The organism is Synechococcus sp. M16CYN, assembly GCF_040371545.1.
Taxonomy (GTDB): Bacteria; Cyanobacteriota; Cyanobacteriia; order PCC-6307; family Cyanobiaceae; genus Parasynechococcus.
On sequence record NZ_AP029048.1, the window covers coordinates 864,892 to 883,525 of the forward strand.

At 49.5% G+C, this 18,634-nt stretch carries 17 protein-coding genes; 5 read left to right on the forward strand and 12 right to left on the reverse strand.

The window, feature by feature from the left end; translation table 11 throughout:
* Nucleotides 1-39: 39 nt before the first annotated feature.
* Both ABWV55_RS04080 and ABWV55_RS04085 read left to right on the forward strand, forming a co-directional pair.
* Nucleotides 40-612 carry a bifunctional nuclease family protein gene (locus ABWV55_RS04080; RefSeq protein WP_353292407.1) on the forward strand — a complete coding sequence of 191 codons (573 nt, stop codon included), beginning with the start codon at nt 40-42 and terminating at the stop codon, nt 610-612.
* The gene (locus tag ABWV55_RS04085; RefSeq protein WP_353292408.1) at nt 609-1,730 is read left to right on the forward strand and encodes an aldo/keto reductase; all 1,122 of its coding nucleotides are present in this window, start codon (nt 609-611) and stop codon (nt 1,728-1,730) included. Before ABWV55_RS04080 ends, ABWV55_RS04085 begins: the two co-directional genes overlap by 4 nt.
* On the opposite strand, the gene ABWV55_RS04090 is transcribed toward ABWV55_RS04085, so the two are convergent.
* The 5 genes from ABWV55_RS04090 to topA are packed head-to-tail and all read right to left on the reverse strand — an operon-like array spanning nt 1,719 to nt 7,683.
* Nucleotides 1,719-2,750: an ABC transporter substrate-binding protein gene (locus ABWV55_RS04090; RefSeq protein ID WP_353292409.1), complete on the reverse strand. Its 1,032-nt coding sequence runs from the start codon at nt 2,748-2,750 to the stop codon at nt 1,719-1,721. The two genes, ABWV55_RS04085 and ABWV55_RS04090, sit on opposite strands and share 12 nt — an antisense overlap.
* The gene (locus ABWV55_RS04095) at nt 2,726-3,994 is read right to left on the reverse strand and encodes a nicotinate-nucleotide--dimethylbenzimidazole phosphoribosyltransferase (RefSeq protein ID WP_353292410.1); all 1,269 of its coding nucleotides are present in this window, start codon (nt 3,992-3,994) and stop codon (nt 2,726-2,728) included. The genes ABWV55_RS04090 and ABWV55_RS04095 overlap by 25 nt, the downstream gene beginning before the upstream one ends.
* Nucleotides 3,900-4,553 (reverse strand): DUF2232 domain-containing protein, encoded by a 654-nt coding sequence (locus ABWV55_RS04100; RefSeq protein ID WP_353292411.1) that lies wholly within the window; start codon nt 4,551-4,553, stop codon nt 3,900-3,902. Before ABWV55_RS04100 ends, ABWV55_RS04095 begins: the two co-directional genes overlap by 95 nt.
* On the reverse strand, nt 4,550-4,981 hold the full coding sequence (locus ABWV55_RS04105) for a hypothetical protein (RefSeq protein ID WP_353292412.1): 432 nt from the start codon (nt 4,979-4,981) through the stop codon (nt 4,550-4,552). Before ABWV55_RS04105 ends, ABWV55_RS04100 begins: the two co-directional genes overlap by 4 nt.
* Entirely contained in the window at nt 4,981-7,683 is a 2,703-nt protein-coding gene (gene topA, locus ABWV55_RS04110) for a type I DNA topoisomerase (protein WP_353292413.1), read from the reverse strand. The genes ABWV55_RS04105 and topA overlap by 1 nt, the downstream gene beginning before the upstream one ends.
* A 119-nt stretch (nt 7,684-7,802) precedes the next feature.
* Here topA and ABWV55_RS04115 point away from each other — a divergent pair, with 119 nt between their 5' ends.
* Nucleotides 7,803-9,374 (forward strand): NAD(P)H-quinone oxidoreductase subunit N, encoded by a 1,572-nt coding sequence (locus tag ABWV55_RS04115; RefSeq protein ID WP_353292414.1) that lies wholly within the window; start codon nt 7,803-7,805, stop codon nt 9,372-9,374.
* Nucleotides 9,367-10,074, forward strand: coding sequence for an ABC transporter ATP-binding protein (locus tag ABWV55_RS04120; RefSeq protein WP_353292415.1), 708 nt, complete (start codon nt 9,367-9,369; stop codon nt 10,072-10,074). The genes ABWV55_RS04115 and ABWV55_RS04120 overlap by 8 nt, the downstream gene beginning before the upstream one ends.
* 1,286 nt (nt 10,075-11,360) lie before the next feature.
* Here the strand turns inward: ABWV55_RS04120 and ABWV55_RS04125 are convergent.
* The 4 genes from ABWV55_RS04125 to ABWV55_RS04140 all read right to left on the reverse strand — a co-directional run bounded on the left by ABWV55_RS04125 (nt 11,361) and on the right by ABWV55_RS04140 (nt 14,143).
* Complete coding sequence (locus ABWV55_RS04125; protein WP_353292416.1) at nt 11,361-12,128, reverse strand: biotin--[acetyl-CoA-carboxylase] ligase; 768 nt, start codon at nt 12,126-12,128, stop codon at nt 11,361-11,363.
* A gap of 146 nt (nt 12,129-12,274) precedes the next feature.
* The gene (locus tag ABWV55_RS04130; RefSeq protein ID WP_353292417.1) at nt 12,275-12,469 is read right to left on the reverse strand and encodes a hypothetical protein; all 195 of its coding nucleotides are present in this window, start codon (nt 12,467-12,469) and stop codon (nt 12,275-12,277) included.
* A 517-nt stretch (nt 12,470-12,986) separates the two neighbouring features.
* Nucleotides 12,987-13,313, reverse strand: a complete 327-nt coding sequence (gene trxA / locus ABWV55_RS04135; protein ID WP_353292566.1) for a thioredoxin — start codon at nt 13,311-13,313, stop codon at nt 12,987-12,989.
* 56 nt (nt 13,314-13,369) lie between these two features.
* Nucleotides 13,370-14,143: a PspA/IM30 family protein gene (locus ABWV55_RS04140; RefSeq protein ID WP_353292567.1), complete on the reverse strand. Its 774-nt coding sequence runs from the start codon at nt 14,141-14,143 to the stop codon at nt 13,370-13,372.
* Between the two features lie 67 nt (nt 14,144-14,210).
* Here ABWV55_RS04140 and ABWV55_RS04145 point away from each other — a divergent pair, with 67 nt between their 5' ends.
* Nucleotides 14,211-14,741 (forward strand): DUF721 domain-containing protein, encoded by a 531-nt coding sequence (locus ABWV55_RS04145; RefSeq protein WP_353292418.1) that lies wholly within the window; start codon nt 14,211-14,213, stop codon nt 14,739-14,741.
* 1 nt (nt 14,742) lies between these two features.
* On the opposite strand, the gene ABWV55_RS04150 is transcribed toward ABWV55_RS04145, so the two are convergent.
* From ABWV55_RS04150 to ABWV55_RS04160, 3 genes are read right to left on the reverse strand one after another with little or no spacing between them, the layout of a single operon-like run.
* Nucleotides 14,743-16,533, reverse strand: coding sequence for a glycosyltransferase family 39 protein (locus ABWV55_RS04150; protein ID WP_353292419.1), 1,791 nt, complete (start codon nt 16,531-16,533; stop codon nt 14,743-14,745).
* Nucleotides 16,534-16,544: 11 nt separating this feature from the next.
* Nucleotides 16,545-17,654: a glycosyltransferase gene (locus ABWV55_RS04155; RefSeq protein ID WP_353292420.1), complete on the reverse strand. Its 1,110-nt coding sequence runs from the start codon at nt 17,652-17,654 to the stop codon at nt 16,545-16,547.
* Entirely contained in the window at nt 17,596-18,594 is a 999-nt protein-coding gene (locus tag ABWV55_RS04160) for a DMT family transporter (protein WP_353292421.1), read from the reverse strand. The genes ABWV55_RS04155 and ABWV55_RS04160 overlap by 59 nt, the downstream gene beginning before the upstream one ends.
* Nucleotides 18,595-18,634 lie beyond the last annotated feature (40 nt).

The following is an 18,634-nucleotide window of genomic DNA, read 5'->3' on the forward strand; positions in this document are numbered from 1 at the left end:
TCTACTTTCGCCATAATCTGTCAGCGTTGAAGCGTCGCCATGGTTGAGATGAGCGTCGCAGGTGTTGCTTTAGATGCCATCAGTCGAAGCCCGATCGTACTTCTCAGGGATCCCAGCAGTCGGCGTCAGGTCCCGATTTGGATCGATCAGTCGCAGGCCTACAACATCATGGCGGGCTTGCAAGACATACCTCCTTTACGGCCGCTGAGTCATGACCTCATGGCAACTCTCCTTGTAGTTGGCGGGCTGAAACTCGACCGCGTCATTGTGCATTCCATCGAAGACAATACATTTCATGCTGTACTACGACTTCGAATCGATTCGGACGACGCTGAACTTAACAACAATGAAATGGAATTTATTGAATTGGATGCCAGACCAAGTGATGCTATTGCCTTGGCTGTCCGAACCGGTTGTAGTATCTGGATGCTAGAGGAGGTAGTGGCTGAAGCATCGATTGCAGTCGATGCCGAAGCGGACGCCGAAGATCAAATCGCTTTTAATCGCTTTATTGACGATTTAAGCCCTGCTGCTCTCGTACGTCATTTGGATAAGCGAGGCAGGTCGGATCAGGACCCTTCAGACACCAACCTCCCCCCCTCAGGTGAGTGAAGCGCCGGTCATTTGGGCAGGGACGTCCCGTTAGCCTATTTACCCTGGGAACGATGCGGGCCTTGAGCTCCGTTGAGCACATGGCAAGGGTGCTCGAAGCCGCTGTCGATATTGGTATTAATCACTTAGAGACCGCCCCTGCTTATGGACCCGCAGAACAGTTTCTGGGAGAGGCACTAAGGAGCTCTTCAAAAATTCCCCAAGGCAATTGGGTGATTACAAGTAAACTTCTGCCGGGCCTTACCTTTGAAGAAGGTCAACGTCAACTGAATAGCATCCTTCAGCGACTTGGAGTCAAAACGCTTGACAATCTTGCGATTCATGGAATTAATCTTCCAGAACATTTAGATTGGGTCCTGCAGGGGGACGGAGCACATCTACTGGATTGGGCTCTTGCCAGTGGTCGTGTCACGCAGCTTGGGTTTAGCAGCCACGGAAGCTTCGCCTTGATTAAAAGCGCTTTGGATTGCAAGCGTTTCAGTTTTTGCAGTTTACATCTCCATCTTCTAGACCCTCAGCGGTTGCCCCTTGCGCGCTGGGCTTTGAACCACGGCATCGGAGTAATGGCAATTTCTCCAGCAGACAAAGGCGGACGGCTGCAAGCTCCAAGCGCTACTATGAGGAGCGACTGCTACCCTGTAGAACCCTTAGCTCTCGCTTATCGATACTTGTTGGCTCAGGGAGTTTCCACACTCACCCTGGGAGCAGCGGCTCCAAATGACTTATCAATTTTAAAAAATCTTGCCCAATGCGATGGACCCCTCAATGAGCAAGAAACCAAGGCGTTGCGAAGGTTGGAGCGACTTCGAAAGGAGCGCTTAGGTAATGAGTTCTGCAAGCAATGCCGTGGTTGTTTACCCTGTCCCAATCATGTACCAATACCTGATCTTCTAAGGCTACGCAATTTAGCTGTCGGTCATGACCTTGTTGGTTACAGCCAAGAGCGTTATAACCTCATCGGGAAAGCTGGGCACTGGTGGGAGAGTGTGAATGCCTCTGCATGTAAGGGTTGTGGCGATTGCCTACCTCGTTGCCCTCATCAGCTAGACATTCCCCAACTTTTAGCAGATACTCATGCGAGACTCGCCGCCGCACCTCGGCGGCGGTTATGGGGTTGACGCCTGCCAGCGTTCCCGCAAACTGATTTGTTGCTCAGGCTTAAGCCTCGGAAGTGACCAACATAAATCCCAAATCTTAGCTGGTGGTAGCATTAGTGAGTGCCAGCGTTCAGGAAGATATTGGCGATCGGTTTCAAGTAAGGCGGTGGGCAAAGGGGCACGCCAGCCGAACTGTAAAAGACGTCGCCGCAAGGGTTCGCGCCACGCTTGTTCTACCCATTCTTGAGGCAATGGCTCCTGAGTCCCGAATGGCCTTGCCAGCATAGTCCAGTTTAGAGGGGCCCCCTGAGCTGGTAGAACCGCCGCTACTCGAGGATCTTGCTTGAGCAAGGGTAAGCATCGCTGCAAGGGCAACACCACTACAGTCGCCACTCCCTTCAACAACCAATTTACCGCTTGCCTATCGTCGAACGTGAGTACCTGGCGACGCAAGCGTTCCAAGGCGTCCTTTTGCTCCAATCGATCTGCCAGGTTAATCACCAGTAGTGGACTAGCGGGAAGTATAATTCGTCCCTGCAGATGGGGATCCAGCAACATCTCCCAACCCAGCATTTTTATCGATTCCACGATAGCGTTCTGGCGAACTAGCATCACCCAAGGACTTACGCCAACAGGTAGAACACATGATTCCTGGGGTCCTAATGCTTCCAGAAGCCTGAGTGCAGCTGCATCGAGCCGGTTCCGAAGTGGGGAAGCTGCGATAGGTTGCAATGGAACTGTTGAAAGAGATTCAATCCAACCGTCGGTGAAAGCAAGGAGATCTGCTTGGTTACGATCTGCCTGTGTCCATTGATTTAAGGTTTTGGATGTGATGAACTGCCATGGTTTCGGTAACTCTGTCGTCCAACGTTTCGGTAGAATTCCTGAAAGAGCTAAGAGCTGTGGCGCAGCCACAGCTCTGCGACAGCCAGCCAACGCTACTAAGCTGGCCCCGCCTGCTATCTGTAGAAAGTGACGTCGGCAAATTTTCCTTGAACACCACTCAAGAGATGTGGTCATAAGCCCGATTCTACGGGGCAACCAAGGAGCTGCGCCATTGCTCGGTCGCAGTCAGCCACAAGCTCATGGTAGCCGACTCCCCTTAGCTGGGCAAGGAACAACAACGCACCAGCACCCACCCCTTCTTTCACGTAACCCTGTTCATAGTCACGCAGCGCCTGATAGGAGCTGGCGTGAAAGTGGATACCACATGCGAAAACCGATAGCAGTAACCCAAATCGTGCTCCAATTTCGTTTACTAAATGATCCAACAAAGATGGTTGTCCATCGATAGCTCCTTCATCGGCTAACCAAGCCGTTGTGCCCACAAGTACCTGATGAACTAGGGAGTCCCTGTCTGTTTCCGACAACGCATATAGGGCCAATGCCAACACGGCTAACATCTGACTTCCACCCCCCAGCAGCACAGGTTGATGGGATCGCACAGCTCCCACTAACAAACCTGTCGCTAATACTTGAAAGGGATCGCCCACCGCCGCCAACATAGCTACGGCAGTACAAGTTTCGCCAAGATTGGCTTGTCTTAGCCCTTTAGCCACCAGAGCAAATTTTAAGGCTCGAGGTGATTGTCTTGCGCTACCGCTGATCAAATCCGCGACGTGGAACCCAAGCGCAGTGAGCACAGCCTGAGCCGTGGTTGTTCCACCTGGAACGCATTCGATGAGCGTAAGAGGCCTCTTCAGCCCAGCACCGATTCGTTCTCCTTGACGCCAAAGGTGGTCTACCCGATCAATCGTCATAGCGGCTCCAGAAGAAAGACAGTCAGCGGGCCCGAGATCTGACGATTCAACTCTTAGGTGGTCGAAATCCGGCTGCATCATCAGGCCTATCACCGCCACCAGAGGTTGCAGAGACAGCCGACGAACCGCGACATGACTCAACAAAGCAGGTGATACACCAGCCGAAAGGGATGGAAGAGGCCACTTTTTCGACGTGGAGGGTCCTTTCAGTAACAGTTCAGCATCAGCAAGTGCTGTGATCCTTCGAGCTGTAGCTGTTGAACCGGCTTCAGAAATACCCTTATGCTCAGCGGTTCGCGTCGCTGCCAACAGAAGCAGCAGATCAAGGCTAAGGTTTTGCTTAAGCCAAGGGGCCAGCATCGTGACATGAGCAGCGGGAGAACCTTGCTGACCTACACAGCGACAGCCTTCAGGCAAAACCAGGGGAAAATTAGATGGGGTCGAAGGCAACAAATCCATACAGCAATTGAGGCGGCTCAGGAATGGGAGAACGCAGCCGGGGGAAGATCCAAAACGCCAAGGCATGAAGGGAAAGCACGTAAATGACTTGCTGCATCACCACTAGGGCTAAAACCATCAGCTGAACCTGCGTCATATCAGGAGCCATCGGTAAGTCGAACAAAGCGACAAGGCGTTCAAGCAATCCAGCTCCACCGCGATTAATCACTAACCAAAGGTTCTCGCCTATGAGCAGTGAAAGGACTACAATACGCACCAGAAAGCCACATGTCCCAAGCATTGCTCCTATACCCCAACTCAACCACCAGCTCAGTCCTCGATACCAGCTCCATCCCAGCCAAAGCGCGAGCAACCCATATGGAAACAACAATAAAAGCCCACGAACGGGACCCATTAGCGCGGTAAGGAGAAGTACGGCTAAAAGCAACCCTTCAGCTCCAGAGTGGCCGCCACGGCGCAACTGAAGGAGCGTGAGGGGAAGTGGTACAGCTAAACGAAGTAAGGCACCCCCGATGGGAAGGTAATACAAAGCCAACCAGATCAAGCCTGTTGTTGCTGCCAAATAAGCCCCTTCCACCAACCGCAAAGCCTGCTGACGGCTAAGGGGCATTGGATCCAAGTTCATGGCTCGACCCGTTCAATGCGTTCAACGGTAAAGCTCACATCAGCCTCACGTAGCGTCCGAGTAACGATCTCGGCGGGAGCAGCAGGATCTGCTCCAGATAGATGAATTGTGATTCTGTAAGGCTCTTGGGGCTGATCCGATGGTGGCAATGTGGTCGTTTTTAACTTTATCCTTTCAGCTTTGAGACTTGTTGAAACTCTGGGTTTAGAGTCCGTCAATTCGAAATGTATAGGTTTAGCTCGGGTGTCAGAATCCTCGAACGAGGCTGCTACTGAAGGAGACGCCTGGCTAGCTACTGCTGGCGCCATGCTGGTGGGAGGTGCAGCAGCGGAAGGAACAAAACTCTTTTCCAATTGTTCAGCAAAAGGATTCCCAACACACCCTGGCATCAACACCAGAGGAACCATCCACACCAGGCGTTGCAGCATCAACTTTTTCCTGGTCTAATTATGCGCACGGCACTGGCTCGTAGACGCCCAGTTTTTGTGGTGGCTGGAAGTTTTTTTGCTGCTGGTTTCTTAGCGGCGGGTCTTTTTGTCGAATTTGCCTTACTTACTGCAGGTTTACGGCTTGTCTTCTTAGATGAGGCTTTAGTGGCCAAAAGCTCAATTGCCTCTTCGAGAGTAACATCCTCAGCTCCCTTACCTTCCGGAAGAGAAGCATTTAGCGTTCCTTGCTTTACATACAAACCGTAGGGTCCGTTATAAATCCGAACTGCATCTTCACTGCCTTCTGGCTTACCCAGATCTCGTAGAGCCGCACGTCCACCGCGACCCCGCTTCGGCATTGCCAAGAGCTCTAGGGCTCTGGTAAGACTAACGATCAGGACGTCGTCTTCTCCCTTAAGAGAGCGGTAATCCTTCTCACTTTTACCCTTGTTCCATACTACGTAGGGCCCAAAACGACCCATTCCCGCCTGAATGCGGCCGCCGTCAGGATGATCTCCTAGAAGTCGTGGCAGTCTTAGAAGGCCTAGGGAATTCTCGAGGCTAAGGTCTTCGGGTTTTATGCTTTTAGGCAAAGACACTCGTTTAGGCTTGGGATTCTCATCGCTGACCCAACCTCGCTGTACGTAAGGGCCATACTGTCCAAAGAGCAAATACACTAGGTCGCCGGTTTCTGGATCCTCACCGAGAGCCTCAGGCCCATTCGCTTTTTGTTTCAGAAGCAGTTCGACTTGCTCTTGATCAAGGTCCGCTGGAGTTGTTTCACGGGGGAGTGTCACTTTAATTAACTCCTCGTCACCGTCTTTACTGATGCGTTTCGACTCGAGATACGCACCAAATCGACCGATGCGCACCACGCAGTTCAGCCCCTCAAGGTCAATTGTGCGAGAAGCACCCGGATCGATATCACCCTCTCGTCGTTGAACTTGGGTCTCAAGACCCTGCTCACCTTTATAAAAACCTTCGAGATACGGGAGCCACGGCACCTTTCCATGAGAAATCTCATCGAGCGTATCCTCCATCCGTGCTGTAAAGCCGGTATCCACCAGATCAGGAAAATGTTCCTCCAGTAATGCTGTTACAGCAAATGCTGTGAAGCTTGGTGTCAAGGAATTGTTTTGAATTGTGGCGTAGCCTCGATCGGCGATGGTTCCGATAATGGAGGCGTAGGTGGAGGGACGGCCGATGCCCTCTTTCTCCAGAATCTTCACCAGAGAAGCCTCACTGAATCGCTCTGGCGGCTGGGTTTGATGTCCCAATGCTTCCACTTCTTTCAGCTTGGGAGCATCTCCTACGGCGAGAGCAGGCAGAATTACCTCCTGTTCTTCTAGGGCTGCATCGGGATCATCACTTCCTTCAACGTAGGCGCGGAAGAAACCAGGAAAGTCGATGCGCTTGCCACTGGCTCGAAATTTGGCACCTGCGCATCTGAGATCTACAGAGAGCATGGTGAGTCGGGCCTCCGCCATCTGACTGGCGACTGTGCGCTTCCAAATCAACTCGTACAATGTCAGATCACGACCATCGAGACCTGTTTCTCCTGGGGTACGAAATTTTTCTCCCGCAGGACGGATCGCTTCATGGGCTTCCTGTGTGTTACGTGCTTTGGTGCTGAATTTGCGGGCTACCCGGCTCAAATAGTCCTTGCCATACAAGGTTTGTACACAGCTTCTGGAGGCACTAATTGCTTGGTCAGAGAGATGAACGGAATCTGTTCGCATGTAAGTGATGAAACCTCGTTCGTACAAACCCTGAGCACAACGCATTGTTTCTCGTGCAGAAAGCCGTAGCTTGCGATTGGATTCTTGTTGGAGGGTGCTGGTAGTAAACGGGGGCACCGGCTTACGCACCGTCGGTTTTTCCTCAACGGCATTCACTTTCCAAGCGCTTTGACGCACCTTATCGGTCAGCGCTCTGGCTTCGTCCTCATGAAGCAGTTGCACATTGGATCCAGCTTTCAACTCACCAGTACTTTCATCAAAATCACTACCCGTCGCTATGCGACACCCCCCTAAGTGGGTGAGTTTTGCTTCAAAGCTGCTCCCGGCTTGCCTCAATTTGGCCTTGAGATCCCAATAATTACCGCTGCAAAATGCTCTTCGAGCTCGTTCGCGCTGAACCAGTAGACGCACAGAGACCGATTGAACACGACCAGCAGAAAGTCCCCAGGCTACTTTTTTCCACAGCAACGGCGAAAGCGTATAGCCCACCAGGCGATCCAGGATCCGACGCGTCTCTTGCGCATGCACCAACTCCATATCGAGATCACGTGTTTGATCAAGAGCCTTGCCGATAGCTTCCTTAGTGATCTCGTGAAATACCATTCGCCTTACCGGTACCTTCGGGGCCAAAAGCTGCAGGAGATGCCAACTAATGCTCTCGCCTTCGCGGTCTTCATCAGTAGCCAGCAAAAGCTGGTTTGCATCTTTCAAAGCATCTTTCAATTCTCGGACAATTTTCTTTTTGTCCTTTGGTACCACATACAAGGGCTCAAACTCGGCCTCAATATTTACACCTAGGTTCGCCCATTTTTGGCCTTTAGCGGTCGCGGGAATCTCACTGGCGTTGTTGGGTAAATCCCGAACATGACCCATGGATGCCTCGACTTTGAATCCTTTTGGAAGGAATCCGCGAATGGTGCGGGCCTTCGTAGGGCTCTCAACGATGACGAGGGTGTGCGCCACAAGCGGGCAATAAACCGGACACCTTCTTTATCGCACTGCGGAACGCTCTGCACATCCAATCGGGCTGTATGTATGGGCGCCGCTACAGTCACCCCAACGCATATAGCATTTAGGCCGCTATGCCCGAGATGGGTGCTTTTCTTGTCGTTACCCAGGCCATGGCCGCTCCTGGTGAGTTGCTCAACCTTTCCCCGAACGCCTTAGCAGTCCTGCCAGAGGGTGCTGTTCTCGTAGCGATGATCGCCACCTTGCTTGTAGATCTTGCTGGCGAAACAGTCGCTGCGCGTTGGGCCCCACCGATCTGCTACTTCGGACTTGGTGGGGCCCTGGTGCTATTGGCGCTGCAATGGAATACACCGCTGGAACCATCGTTTCTTGGTGCGTTTCTGGCTGATAATCTGGCGGTCGCATTTCGTGCGGTGATCGCCACATCAACCTTGCTGTCATTGCTGATCAGCTGGAGATACGCAGAAAAAGGTGGTACCCCCGTAGGTGAATACGCCGCCATCCTTTTAGCATCGACTCTTGGAGCAATGCTGCTTTGTGGTGCAACTGATCTAGTCAGCATCTTCATTTCATTAGAGACCCTGTCCATTGCTAGTTACCTGCTCTCCGGATACATGAAGCGGGATGCTCGCAGTTCTGAAGCTGCACTTAAATATCTATTGGTGGGCTCAGCAGCGGCAGCGGTATTTCTTTACGGAGCATCCCTTCTGTATGGGTTTAGCGGCAGCACCAACCTTGAGGTTATTGGCGTAGCCCTACAAACCAGTACAACACCCCTGGCGGCCTTATCTCTAGTTTTTGTACTTGCAACAGTGGCCTTCAAAATTGCTGCGGTTCCGTTTCATCAATGGACACCTGATGTCTATGAAGGCTCACCAACCCCTGTAGTTGCCTTTCTTTCCGTGGGCTCGAAAGCCGCTGGCTTTGCACTGGCATTACGTATCTTAGTTGGTTGTTTTGGCGCTTTCGACAGTCAGTGGAAACTTCTCTTTACTGTTCTTGCTGTGCTGAGCATGACTCTAGGCAACGTTGTTGCTTTAGCTCAGACATCGATGAAGCGAATGTTGGCTTATAGCTCAATCGGGCAAGCCGGGTTTGTAATGATTGGAATGGTATGCGGAACAGAAGATGGCTTTGCCGCGATGGTGCTCTACATGGCGGCCTACCTCTTCATGAATCTTGGTGCATTCGCTTGTATCATCTTATTTTCGATCAGCACCGGGAGTGATCGAATATCTGATTATGCGGGCCTTTATCAGAAAGATCCATTGATCACACTTGGACTTAGTCTTTGTTTGCTCTCACTGGGAGGTATTCCCCCGATGCTGGGATTTTTCGGCAAAATTTATTTGTTTTTTGCCGGATGGGCAAATCATGAATATCTGCTTGTCATCGTAGGATTAGTTACTTCGGTTGTATCAATTTATTACTATATTTCTGTGATAAAGATGATGGTTGTAAAAGAACCCCATGAAGCTTCTGATGTTGTTAAAAACTATCCCACGGTGGACTGGTCATTGATGGGTATGCAGCCTCTACGGGTAGCCTTGATCAGCTGTGTTGCTGTAACAGCTGTGGGTGGAATTCTCTCGAACCCGCTCTTCCAGTGGGCCAATACTGCTGTATCTGAAACGCCTCTACTACAACAAGCTATTGCTGTGGCCAGCGGTAGGAACCTTGGCTAGGGCTGATTCCCGGGTAATTGCTGAATTGCAGGGTGTCAATAAGATTTATGGCTCTGGCGATCTGGAGGTAAGGGCTCTTGACTGTCTCGATCTTGTAGTTCGAGAGGGCGATTATCTAGCTGTGATGGGTGCTAGTGGGTCTGGAAAAAGCACAGCTATGAATATACTTGGTTGCCTTGATCGTCCTACCAGTGGCAGCTACCGCCTTAACAATATGGCGGTCGACCAATTTGATGAGGACGCCTTAGCGGATGTGCGCAATCGTTCGTTGGGATTTGTTTTTCAACAATTTCATTTGCTTCCCCATGCAACGGCGATGGATAACGTAATGCTACCGATGGTTTACGCTGGTGTAGGACCCGATGAGCGTCAATCGCGCGCACGAGCTGCTCTCGAGAGAGTAGGACTAAAACGATGCTTAAATAACAGACCTAATCAACTATCCGGAGGGCAACAACAACGAGTAGCCATCGCGCGAGCAATTATCAATCAGCCTAGTTTGTTGTTAGCGGATGAACCGACCGGTGCCTTAGATTCTCACACTACAGAAGGAGTCCTCGAACTTTTCGATGAGCTTCACGAACAAGGGATCACGTTCGTGATGGTTACCCATGAAGACGATGTTGCTGCCCGAGCACGACAAATCGCACGCTTCCAAGACGGTCGCATTATCGAAATCAGTAGGTCTTTCCGTAAGTAATCAGGGGACTATTCTTTAAGCAACCTGAGCAGTTCCCATGGTCACTAAGGTATAGCAATCCCTATAAGATCGGTACGTACATCACACAGTAGCGATCGCTGAGACAACCTTTTAATCACAAACACCGATCGCATCTATCAAGCTGCAGATCACTCTCCCTTGGGCAGATTAGAAGTGAGATAGTTAGGCAACGTTAGTACTAAACGACTACCACGACAGTCTTCGACATTAAGAACCCGCTCAGTTTACGCCTTTGCAAGCTGAATTGAAATTCCTACAACAATAAACGAATTGGTTACAGTTCAATTGACTTAACAATACAATAAATGAGTCTGGCGACTAGCATCAGCGATTCGGATTTTACATTACTTTCATTGCAGCATTGAGACTAATCTAAGACGCCTCTAGAAGTCGCCAGACTGTTCATTGTTCAGTACAAAGATTTGAGTGTTAATAGACTAGGATTTACTATCCAAAAATAAATTTTTTCTAGAGTTAATAGTCTGCTTAATTTACATTTTTAGTTCTTGCTAAAAATATTTAAACTAACAGCAAAATTATCTTAGTTAAGATTAAGTTGAGGGACAAAATTTAAAAGCAGAAGAAATTCATTAGTTTTTTACTGATATATAATTCACTATAAAAGTCCGAAAAACTATTATAAAAAATCTTATGCTCTATTTGTTAAAATTAATTATAATTCTGCTATATTAGTCAAGTTACTAATTAAAAAGATAATTAATAGCATTTTTACCAAATATTTTTTCAGAATAAGGTAAAATTGTTAATAACCTTATTACTAATAATAACTTGACTAACAAACTAAACCAAAGCGGAAAATCGCTATTTCTTTTACATAGAATGGATTGAGAAATAATAGTAAAGATAAACTCTTAATAAGATTAGCTGCTTGTTTCAGCTCATACGCTGTATATAGAGATCTTAATTATTCTTGACCGTGATTTCTAAAATTTTACCAGAGTAGCGAACAGTAAGTAGTACGCTGTCACTCTAAACAAGTACTTATTTATTGCTTAGTAAATTAAAATAATGCATAATTGCAATATGTTTTTGATTAATGTTTGGCATTGATGAGAACGCTAACTCGGTTTATCCTTAAACAAATCTGTTTTTGTGATATAATTATTAACTCAAAATTTTTTGAAAAGCCTATTGATAATTGAATAAGCATGCCTAGGAGATTAAATAACTAGGCTACAGCAACATGTAAATATGAATGAATAAATCTAGAAGGAATTGATTTAGAATATATAAAGCTCAAATGCTTATGAATACAAGTGATGCCACTGCTCAGTGTGATTACCGTGCTGCAGTTGCAATGCTCCATCAGCAGCTAAACCAGAAATTCTCCAAATTCGACCATCTCGAGGATGATAAATTTTATTGGCCCACAAGCGTCGTTGCAAGGCAGACAAACACCAACTGCCATCACCTCCAGATTGATAGCAACGATCAAACGCAAGTAATACTTCTGCAGTCCAATAAGCTGGATCAGCTGCACGCTGTCGATCAAGTTGGTAGAGAGCAATGCCCTTCATCGGGACCGAATTGCGGACGTTAAGACCTAATCCAATTCGGAATATACGAACTCTAGACCCGCGCTGTATAACACTGGGAAGCAAACCTACCAGCTTTCTTCCATGTAGTAGAATGTCATTCGGCCATTTGATTTGCACCGGTAATCCGTGGCGCTCTAACCGTTCTGCTAGCGCCACGGCGACGGCCAACCCTAACAAACCAACTCGACCACCTAACACCTTCCCCTGCCAAGGAAGAGCTGCACTGATCCATACGCCACCCGTCGGCGATGACCAATTACGTCCCCACTGTCCAACTCCCCATCGTTGATGGGTCGCTACAATCGCACAGGGTTGCTGTGGCTCTGACATTCCCTGCAGCCAGTGGCTGAGGATCATCTCCGTACTACTGCAAACCGGAAAGCAGCGCAGTAGCCAAGGTTGGGCAGAAGACTTGGCTATCTTGTGGTAATGCCACATTAGTCGGCCACCATGGCGGCCAGGACGCCCATTCATCTAAAATATCTATCAATTCTAATTAGCATCCAAAGTCAGTAGCTGAGCAAGGCGTTTTAAGGTGATCTGTAACTATTGTTGTTTATGATCCAGAACTCCAAAGCCGAAGCTTGAAGCGGGAACGACTGTGACGTTGCTTGGCCTATCTAAACTAACTGTGAAGGGGGGTGAACAATCGGTAAAGCCATCAGTGAACATATGCTAGCGACTCTGGGAGTAGTAAAGTTGTCAAATCCCACCGGACAGGCATGCATACGATCCGATTCCTGGGGCTTCCAAGAATCCAGTGTAATTGCATCAGCCAATTTCAGAACTTTTCCACAGTCCGGATTTTTCTTCATTAAATTTTCTTGCTTTAGTTGGGTTATGTGAATAACGCAGGAATAGAGAATTTCAGTAGATTCTAATACGGAGCTTGAATTTCCTTGCAATTTAGACGTCATCCGCGTTAAGGGCAGAGTGCACAAGCCATCGAACTGAAGCTTCTGAAAGGTATAAATCATCCAAATGAAACTAGAATAAAAATCAAGATAAGAACTATGTAATTAAGATCAAGCGCCATGGAGATAACGCAAGCTGTGCTTGCTTGATAGCCAACCAGTGGGCTGGCTCTCTATTTGACGACTTAATGAAAAAGTTTAATCCCTGTTTAAAGTCAATACTCGCTGCTGGAGGAAATCACAATCGCCATAGCAATCGTTTTGATCAACCCAGCTACTAGGGCGAATCTGAGAAAGCAATTAAAAAATAGCTCAAGATTGAGTCATTCTGATTCGACGAAGCTTGTTTCTAGCATACCTACTTAGCATGTTTGCTTAGCGGCATCACTTTAAGCAAAGATTCCTCCGCCAAGATTTTCTAGAGCGCAGCGTCTAATAGTGCCTTCAGTTGAGGCTGTGCGATTGCCCCTTCATGACGTGTCACGAGCCGTCCATGATGAAATAAGATCAAGGTAGGAATTCCTTGAACTTGATAAGCATCCCGAGTAGCGGGATTCCCATCAACTTCAAGCTTGCCAACACTCAATCGGCCACAATAGGTTTCTGCAGCCCAAGTCATAAGCGGAGCAATTAAGCGACATGGACCGCACCAAGGAGCCCAAAAATCAACCAGCACGGCGTTGGAAGCTTTGAGCACCTCGGTTTCGAAACCGTTATCCGTGAAATCAACAACAGCAGAAGCCAAAGCAATCAAGTGACTAGCGCAATTTTATGGAAATCAACGGAGAAAAACTCAGTAGACTAAAGCTTGTCGATAGAACGCTTCAGGTCCTCTAAGTCAGCATCTATTTCCTCAACCTTCACTTTCTTGACCGGCTCAGAGGATCCCGCAGCTGGCAGCATTACCGTCTCGGCATCGCCTTTAAGCTGACTGCGCAGAGTAGCCAGCTCATCATCAACATTGTTACTACCCTCTAGAGCTGCGAATTTACTTTCTAGATCTGCGCCTGCTAACTCAGCAGCAGCCTGCCCAGTCGCCTCCATTGCCTCTACTTTTTCTTCCATTCGCTCAAAGGCGGCCATGGCCGAGTTGGTGCCAATATTGCCTACTGCGCTTTGCAGTTGTTGCTGAGCCTGGGCTGCTTGTGCACGGGCTTTGAGCATATCTTTTTTTGTTTTTGCCTCGGCAATTTTTCCTTCCAAAGCCATGAGACTCTTTTTAAGAGTCTCTACTTGGCTATCCTGAGACCGAGCTTGGGTCCCAAGCGAGGTGGCAGTCTCTTGGAAAGTCTTACGTCGTGTCAGCGCATCGCGCGCGAGAGTTTCTTCTCCCTTTTTCAGGGCTAGCTCAGCTCGCTCATACCAAGTTTTTGCCTGAGATTCTGCCTGTTCAGCCTGATTACGAAGACGCTTCTGACTCGCGAGCGCAATGGCGACTGCTTGCCGCAGTTTGACCAAATCAGACTGCATATCAGCCACGGACTGATCAAGAATCTTGACTGGATCTTCCATGCTGTTAACAGCAGCGTTGGCGTTGGCGCGAACTAGTCGGCTCAGCCGATTGAAGAGGCCCATTACACGAGGAAGGATCCGGTCCAACGTTAGCTAGATCTTATGGAATCTTTCTGCCTAAAGTTTCGGTATGGCAGTTGCCCCCGATTCTCAACGTCGACGTCTACCTGGTCTGGAATTGCTTCAACCGCCCCAGAGAAGACCACTAGAACAACTGAAAAGTTGTCTCGGATCACTGCAGCGTGGCTGGCGGCGAGATAATCATTTTGCCGCTCTCTGGCAGGACTGGCCCGTAATCGTAGGCAAACGACTTGCTCCCCACTGTCGTCCATTAGAGTTACGTCGTGGCACTCTCACCATCGGCGCAAGCCACCCTCAATGGCGCCAGGCTCTTTTATATAATCGCCCTCAGCTTCTCAATGCTTTAGCAAGTGCTGGGTATTCGATCCGGAATCTACGTGTTCAACAGCATCATGCAGTGGAATTCGCCCAGACCGAAGACGAAGCAACCATCTGGGCCCGCCATCCTAGCCGTATCGATATTCACGGTATGGGGACATGTCCAAGCTGCAATCGTTTAGCTTCTAAGGGTGAGATCAAACTGTGGGACCACTGTGGTTTTTGTCATAGGCAGCATCTTATACAATCAACCAAAGAGTGATTCAGAATCGTTCTTGCCTGGGTTGACGCCAATCCGCTTCAACGCCATCTGCTTTTAATACATCGGCACGCTTCTCTAAACGTTGTCGATCGAGTCGCCAAAGATTATAAATTCCGTATTTACCAAGATGGATTGGGTCAAGATCACGCCAGTACTCTTGCTTAGAAGTATCGCTATCGATAGCGATTAGCACGGTGTCGGGAGCCTCATTACCTTCTAGGGAATACCCTACCCAACCGCGACGTCGCTCGTTTGCCAATCGATCTGCCAGATTTACCAATGCTCTATCAGAGCGACCTTCAAACAAAATTATCTGACCGGTGTGGAAATGAAGTGACGGCTTTATGACGCCTACCATTGCAAGAGGCTCACCCTTTCTGTATTGCTGACGCATTTGTGCAGCTATCTGCCGTACAGGAGCCTGGCGTAGTCGATCTGCTAGTTCTGCAATCGGAATCAAAGCAGTGATGTGAAATAGAAGTAACGGAACTTGTATACCAAGTAGGCCTACCACCGCTGGTTCGCGTAAGACTAAAGCGATGAGGCCGAGTATCGCCGCAAGGCTAAACCACAACGCAGTGCGCCGTACCAACCCACTTGCAAGGAGATCGACGGCTAAAGTGGGCATCTCCGGATCATTAATCCATCCAACCCAAGCTGGAGCCAGCCAAAAACAAATGGCCAGCAATACAACCAATCCTAGGGAAATAATCCAGGCCCAGATTTGCAGGCGGTTTCGACCAGTTGTGGCGAAACCCGTAAGTAGAGCGGCCGCCGGCGTAGCCGGCAACCAATAGCTAGGAAGTTTGGTTGCAGCAACAGTGAACAGAAGAAAAACTGCAACCAACCAACATGCGGCGAACTGTTGAAGAGACTGTTCAGGCGGAACACGCTGTCGAGGTACCTGAACCAGGCCAAGGATCAAAAATGGGGTCAATGGCAAAGCGGCCACCACCATAACCGGCCCAAAAAACCACCAAGGTTGAAGGTGATCGTTCACGACTGATGTGAAGCGCTGGATGTTGTGATATCCGAAAAAACTGTCCCAGAAAGCCTGGCCTTCCACTAGCAATTCAAGTCCGTACCATGGCAGGCTGATCAGAGTCGTGACCAGTATTCCTTGGACTGGTCGTAATCGTGTCCAAGCAGTGCGTAGGTCGTGCCGTAATGCACCAAACAAAAGTAGTGCTAAACCAGATATCACGACCGACACAGGTCCTTTTACGAGCACTGCGAGGCCGAGAACGGTCCATGCCGGCCACCAGGCTATACAGGTTGGATCCGCGAACCGTCTCCATTGCAGGAGCAAACTGATCCCCAAGGATCCACAAAGTAGAGCATCGCTGACGGCCGTTCTGCTCCAAACCAAAACTAGAGGAGACAGAGCGAAGGCAAGTGCTGTGATTACCGATGTACTTCTGGGCCGGATATCTTTTTCTTGAGGCCAGCGTAAAAACGTATCTGTTAGCACCAGCATCATTGCGATTGACGCAAAGGCTGACGGCAACCTTGCTGCCCAGCTTCCAAGTGGATCCCAGAAATCTCCGCCTGGCAAGGAATAACCAAGACCCATTAACCAATACACCAGGGGAGGTTTGTCGTAACGAGGTAAACCGTTCACCTGCGGAGTGAGCCAATCGCCGGTTTCGGCCATGGCGCGCCCTGCAGCTGCAAACAACGGCGGGGTTTCGTCCACTACACCAGTTGCACCAAGGCGCCAGAGCGTAATTAGAACACCTAAACCGAGTACCAATATCAGCGTTTGTCGTCGCTCTCGGCAGGACACACTCACAGACAGGCCATTCAATATGTTCCAGTGAGGTTGGCATCTGCTCTTAATCCATCGCGGATCCAGTCATATACGCGGGCACTGAAGACCTCGTGAGTTGCATGGCTTTCCACCCATGCACGACAGTCCATACGGTCAATCTCATCAATGCGATTTAACGCTGACGTCAAAGCGGCCACATCGTCTGCTGGAACAAGCCAGCCGGTCTCACCAGACTTGATGAGTTCACCGGGTCCGCCACGATCGTAGGCTATTACCGGAACGCCGCACGCTAGAGCTTCCACCACAACATTTCCGTAGGCTTCATTCCACTTGGGAGTGCTAATTAATGCACGGCAGCGGCCTAGCTCCTCCTGCATTTCTTGAGTGGAACAAAAACCTCGCCATACAAGTGTTCCCGCTGGCACACTGGCCTCTACAAAGTCGGCGTAGTCTCGATCTTCCTTGAATCCCCACACTAAGAGTGGCTCACCGAGAGCGGCTGCCGCAGCGGCCGCATCCTCGAGTCCTTTTTCCGGGGCTATTCTTCCCGCCCAGCCCAGGGGGCCGTTGGTCTTCGTTTGCATATTGTAGTTGCTCAAGTCAAAACCATTTCCCACAACTTTGGCTGCTCCAGGAAGACAAAAATCAGCAGCTTGGCGGTGAGTATGGAACGCTAGTCGACCCGGATGGCTGCAAGCCAACGCCTCAATGGCCTCACGCATCACCATAGCCACATTGCCCATACTGATTAGATGAAAGAGACGTGGTCTGACATAGGGCGTGAGCCAAAGAGGGAGCCAGTCATAGCCACAATTAATTACAGCATCAGCACGCTCTCCATGTTCGAGAGCTGCCTTCCATAGCGCTGGCAGTAACCCGTTTCTCGGAATAATGACAGAAGATTTGGAATTGGCGTGCTGCCAGCTAGGTTGATCAACACCATCCACCTCAACTAGATCCGCAGCAGAACATCGCGAGGGCAACTGCGAACCCATAGCAGAAATGAGAGTCACTCGGTGATTCTGGAGGATTAAGCCTTGTACTAACGATGTAAGAGTGAGCTCAACGCCACCACCTCGACCGCTACCGAGAGCACCGATCGGTGTATTTACCAGTACAAGGCGGAGAGGGTGCACCGTCACGCAAAAAGTTCCCGGTATCGGTAGTGGGTTGCCATAGTCTCTGTCGCTGACTCATGCAAATTACAGATATCAATACCAACACGACGCCGATCCACTGCAAAGAACTCAAACGCTCCCCAAGTAACCATCCCCCGGTTGCCAAGGCAAAGACTGGAGTCAGGAAGCCTAGGCTGCTAAAGCTCGTAAGGTCCCTGTGATTGGCAAACCAAAAGAAGAGACCGTATGCTAGCGCACCGCCCAATAGGCTGGCAAATCCTATCCGTCCCCAATCGGTTAGGGTCCAGTAGATTGGTTTTGTCTTGTTTTGAAGTCCGAAGAGCAGTAGTAGAGGAACGCTTCCCAAAAACATATGCCATGCCGTCACTGTCACTGGATCACTGTGGCGAGAAGCGAAGCGAATCAGTACGGTGCCGAAAGCCATAGATAGGGACGCTAGTAGCATCCATCCCTCTCCAGGTCGCAATAGCTGCTCAATGTTAGGTGGATCAGCTAATAACCACCAGTGATTCAAAAATTCACCAGGTACACCCAGACAAAAGATACCAGCCAATCCAAGACCTAAACCAGCCCACCCAAACGGATTGATCGATTCGGCAAACAATCCTCGCGCTAAGAGAGCCACCAGCAAGGGCTGACAATCAATCAGGACTGATCCTAGACCAGCACCGGTGTCACTGAGGCCGATTACTAAGAGACTTTGAAACAAACATGCATCCACTAACGTGAATAAAGCAAACCAGCCCAGATCGCGGCCATCAATCCACACGCTACGCCCGGTTGAAAGGATCCAAAGCAAGAGAGCCAAGCCAGCAGGGAGAAGCCTTAAACCAGCTATAAGCCATGGCCCATTCGTATTCGTTAGAGGGGCCATGGCCGTCATGGCGGTACCCCAAAGAGCAAAGGGTAATACCATCAACAGCCAGAGCCGAATTAATGGCATGACGACAGTCCGAAGGCCTCTTTTTAAGATCCTGAGGCCT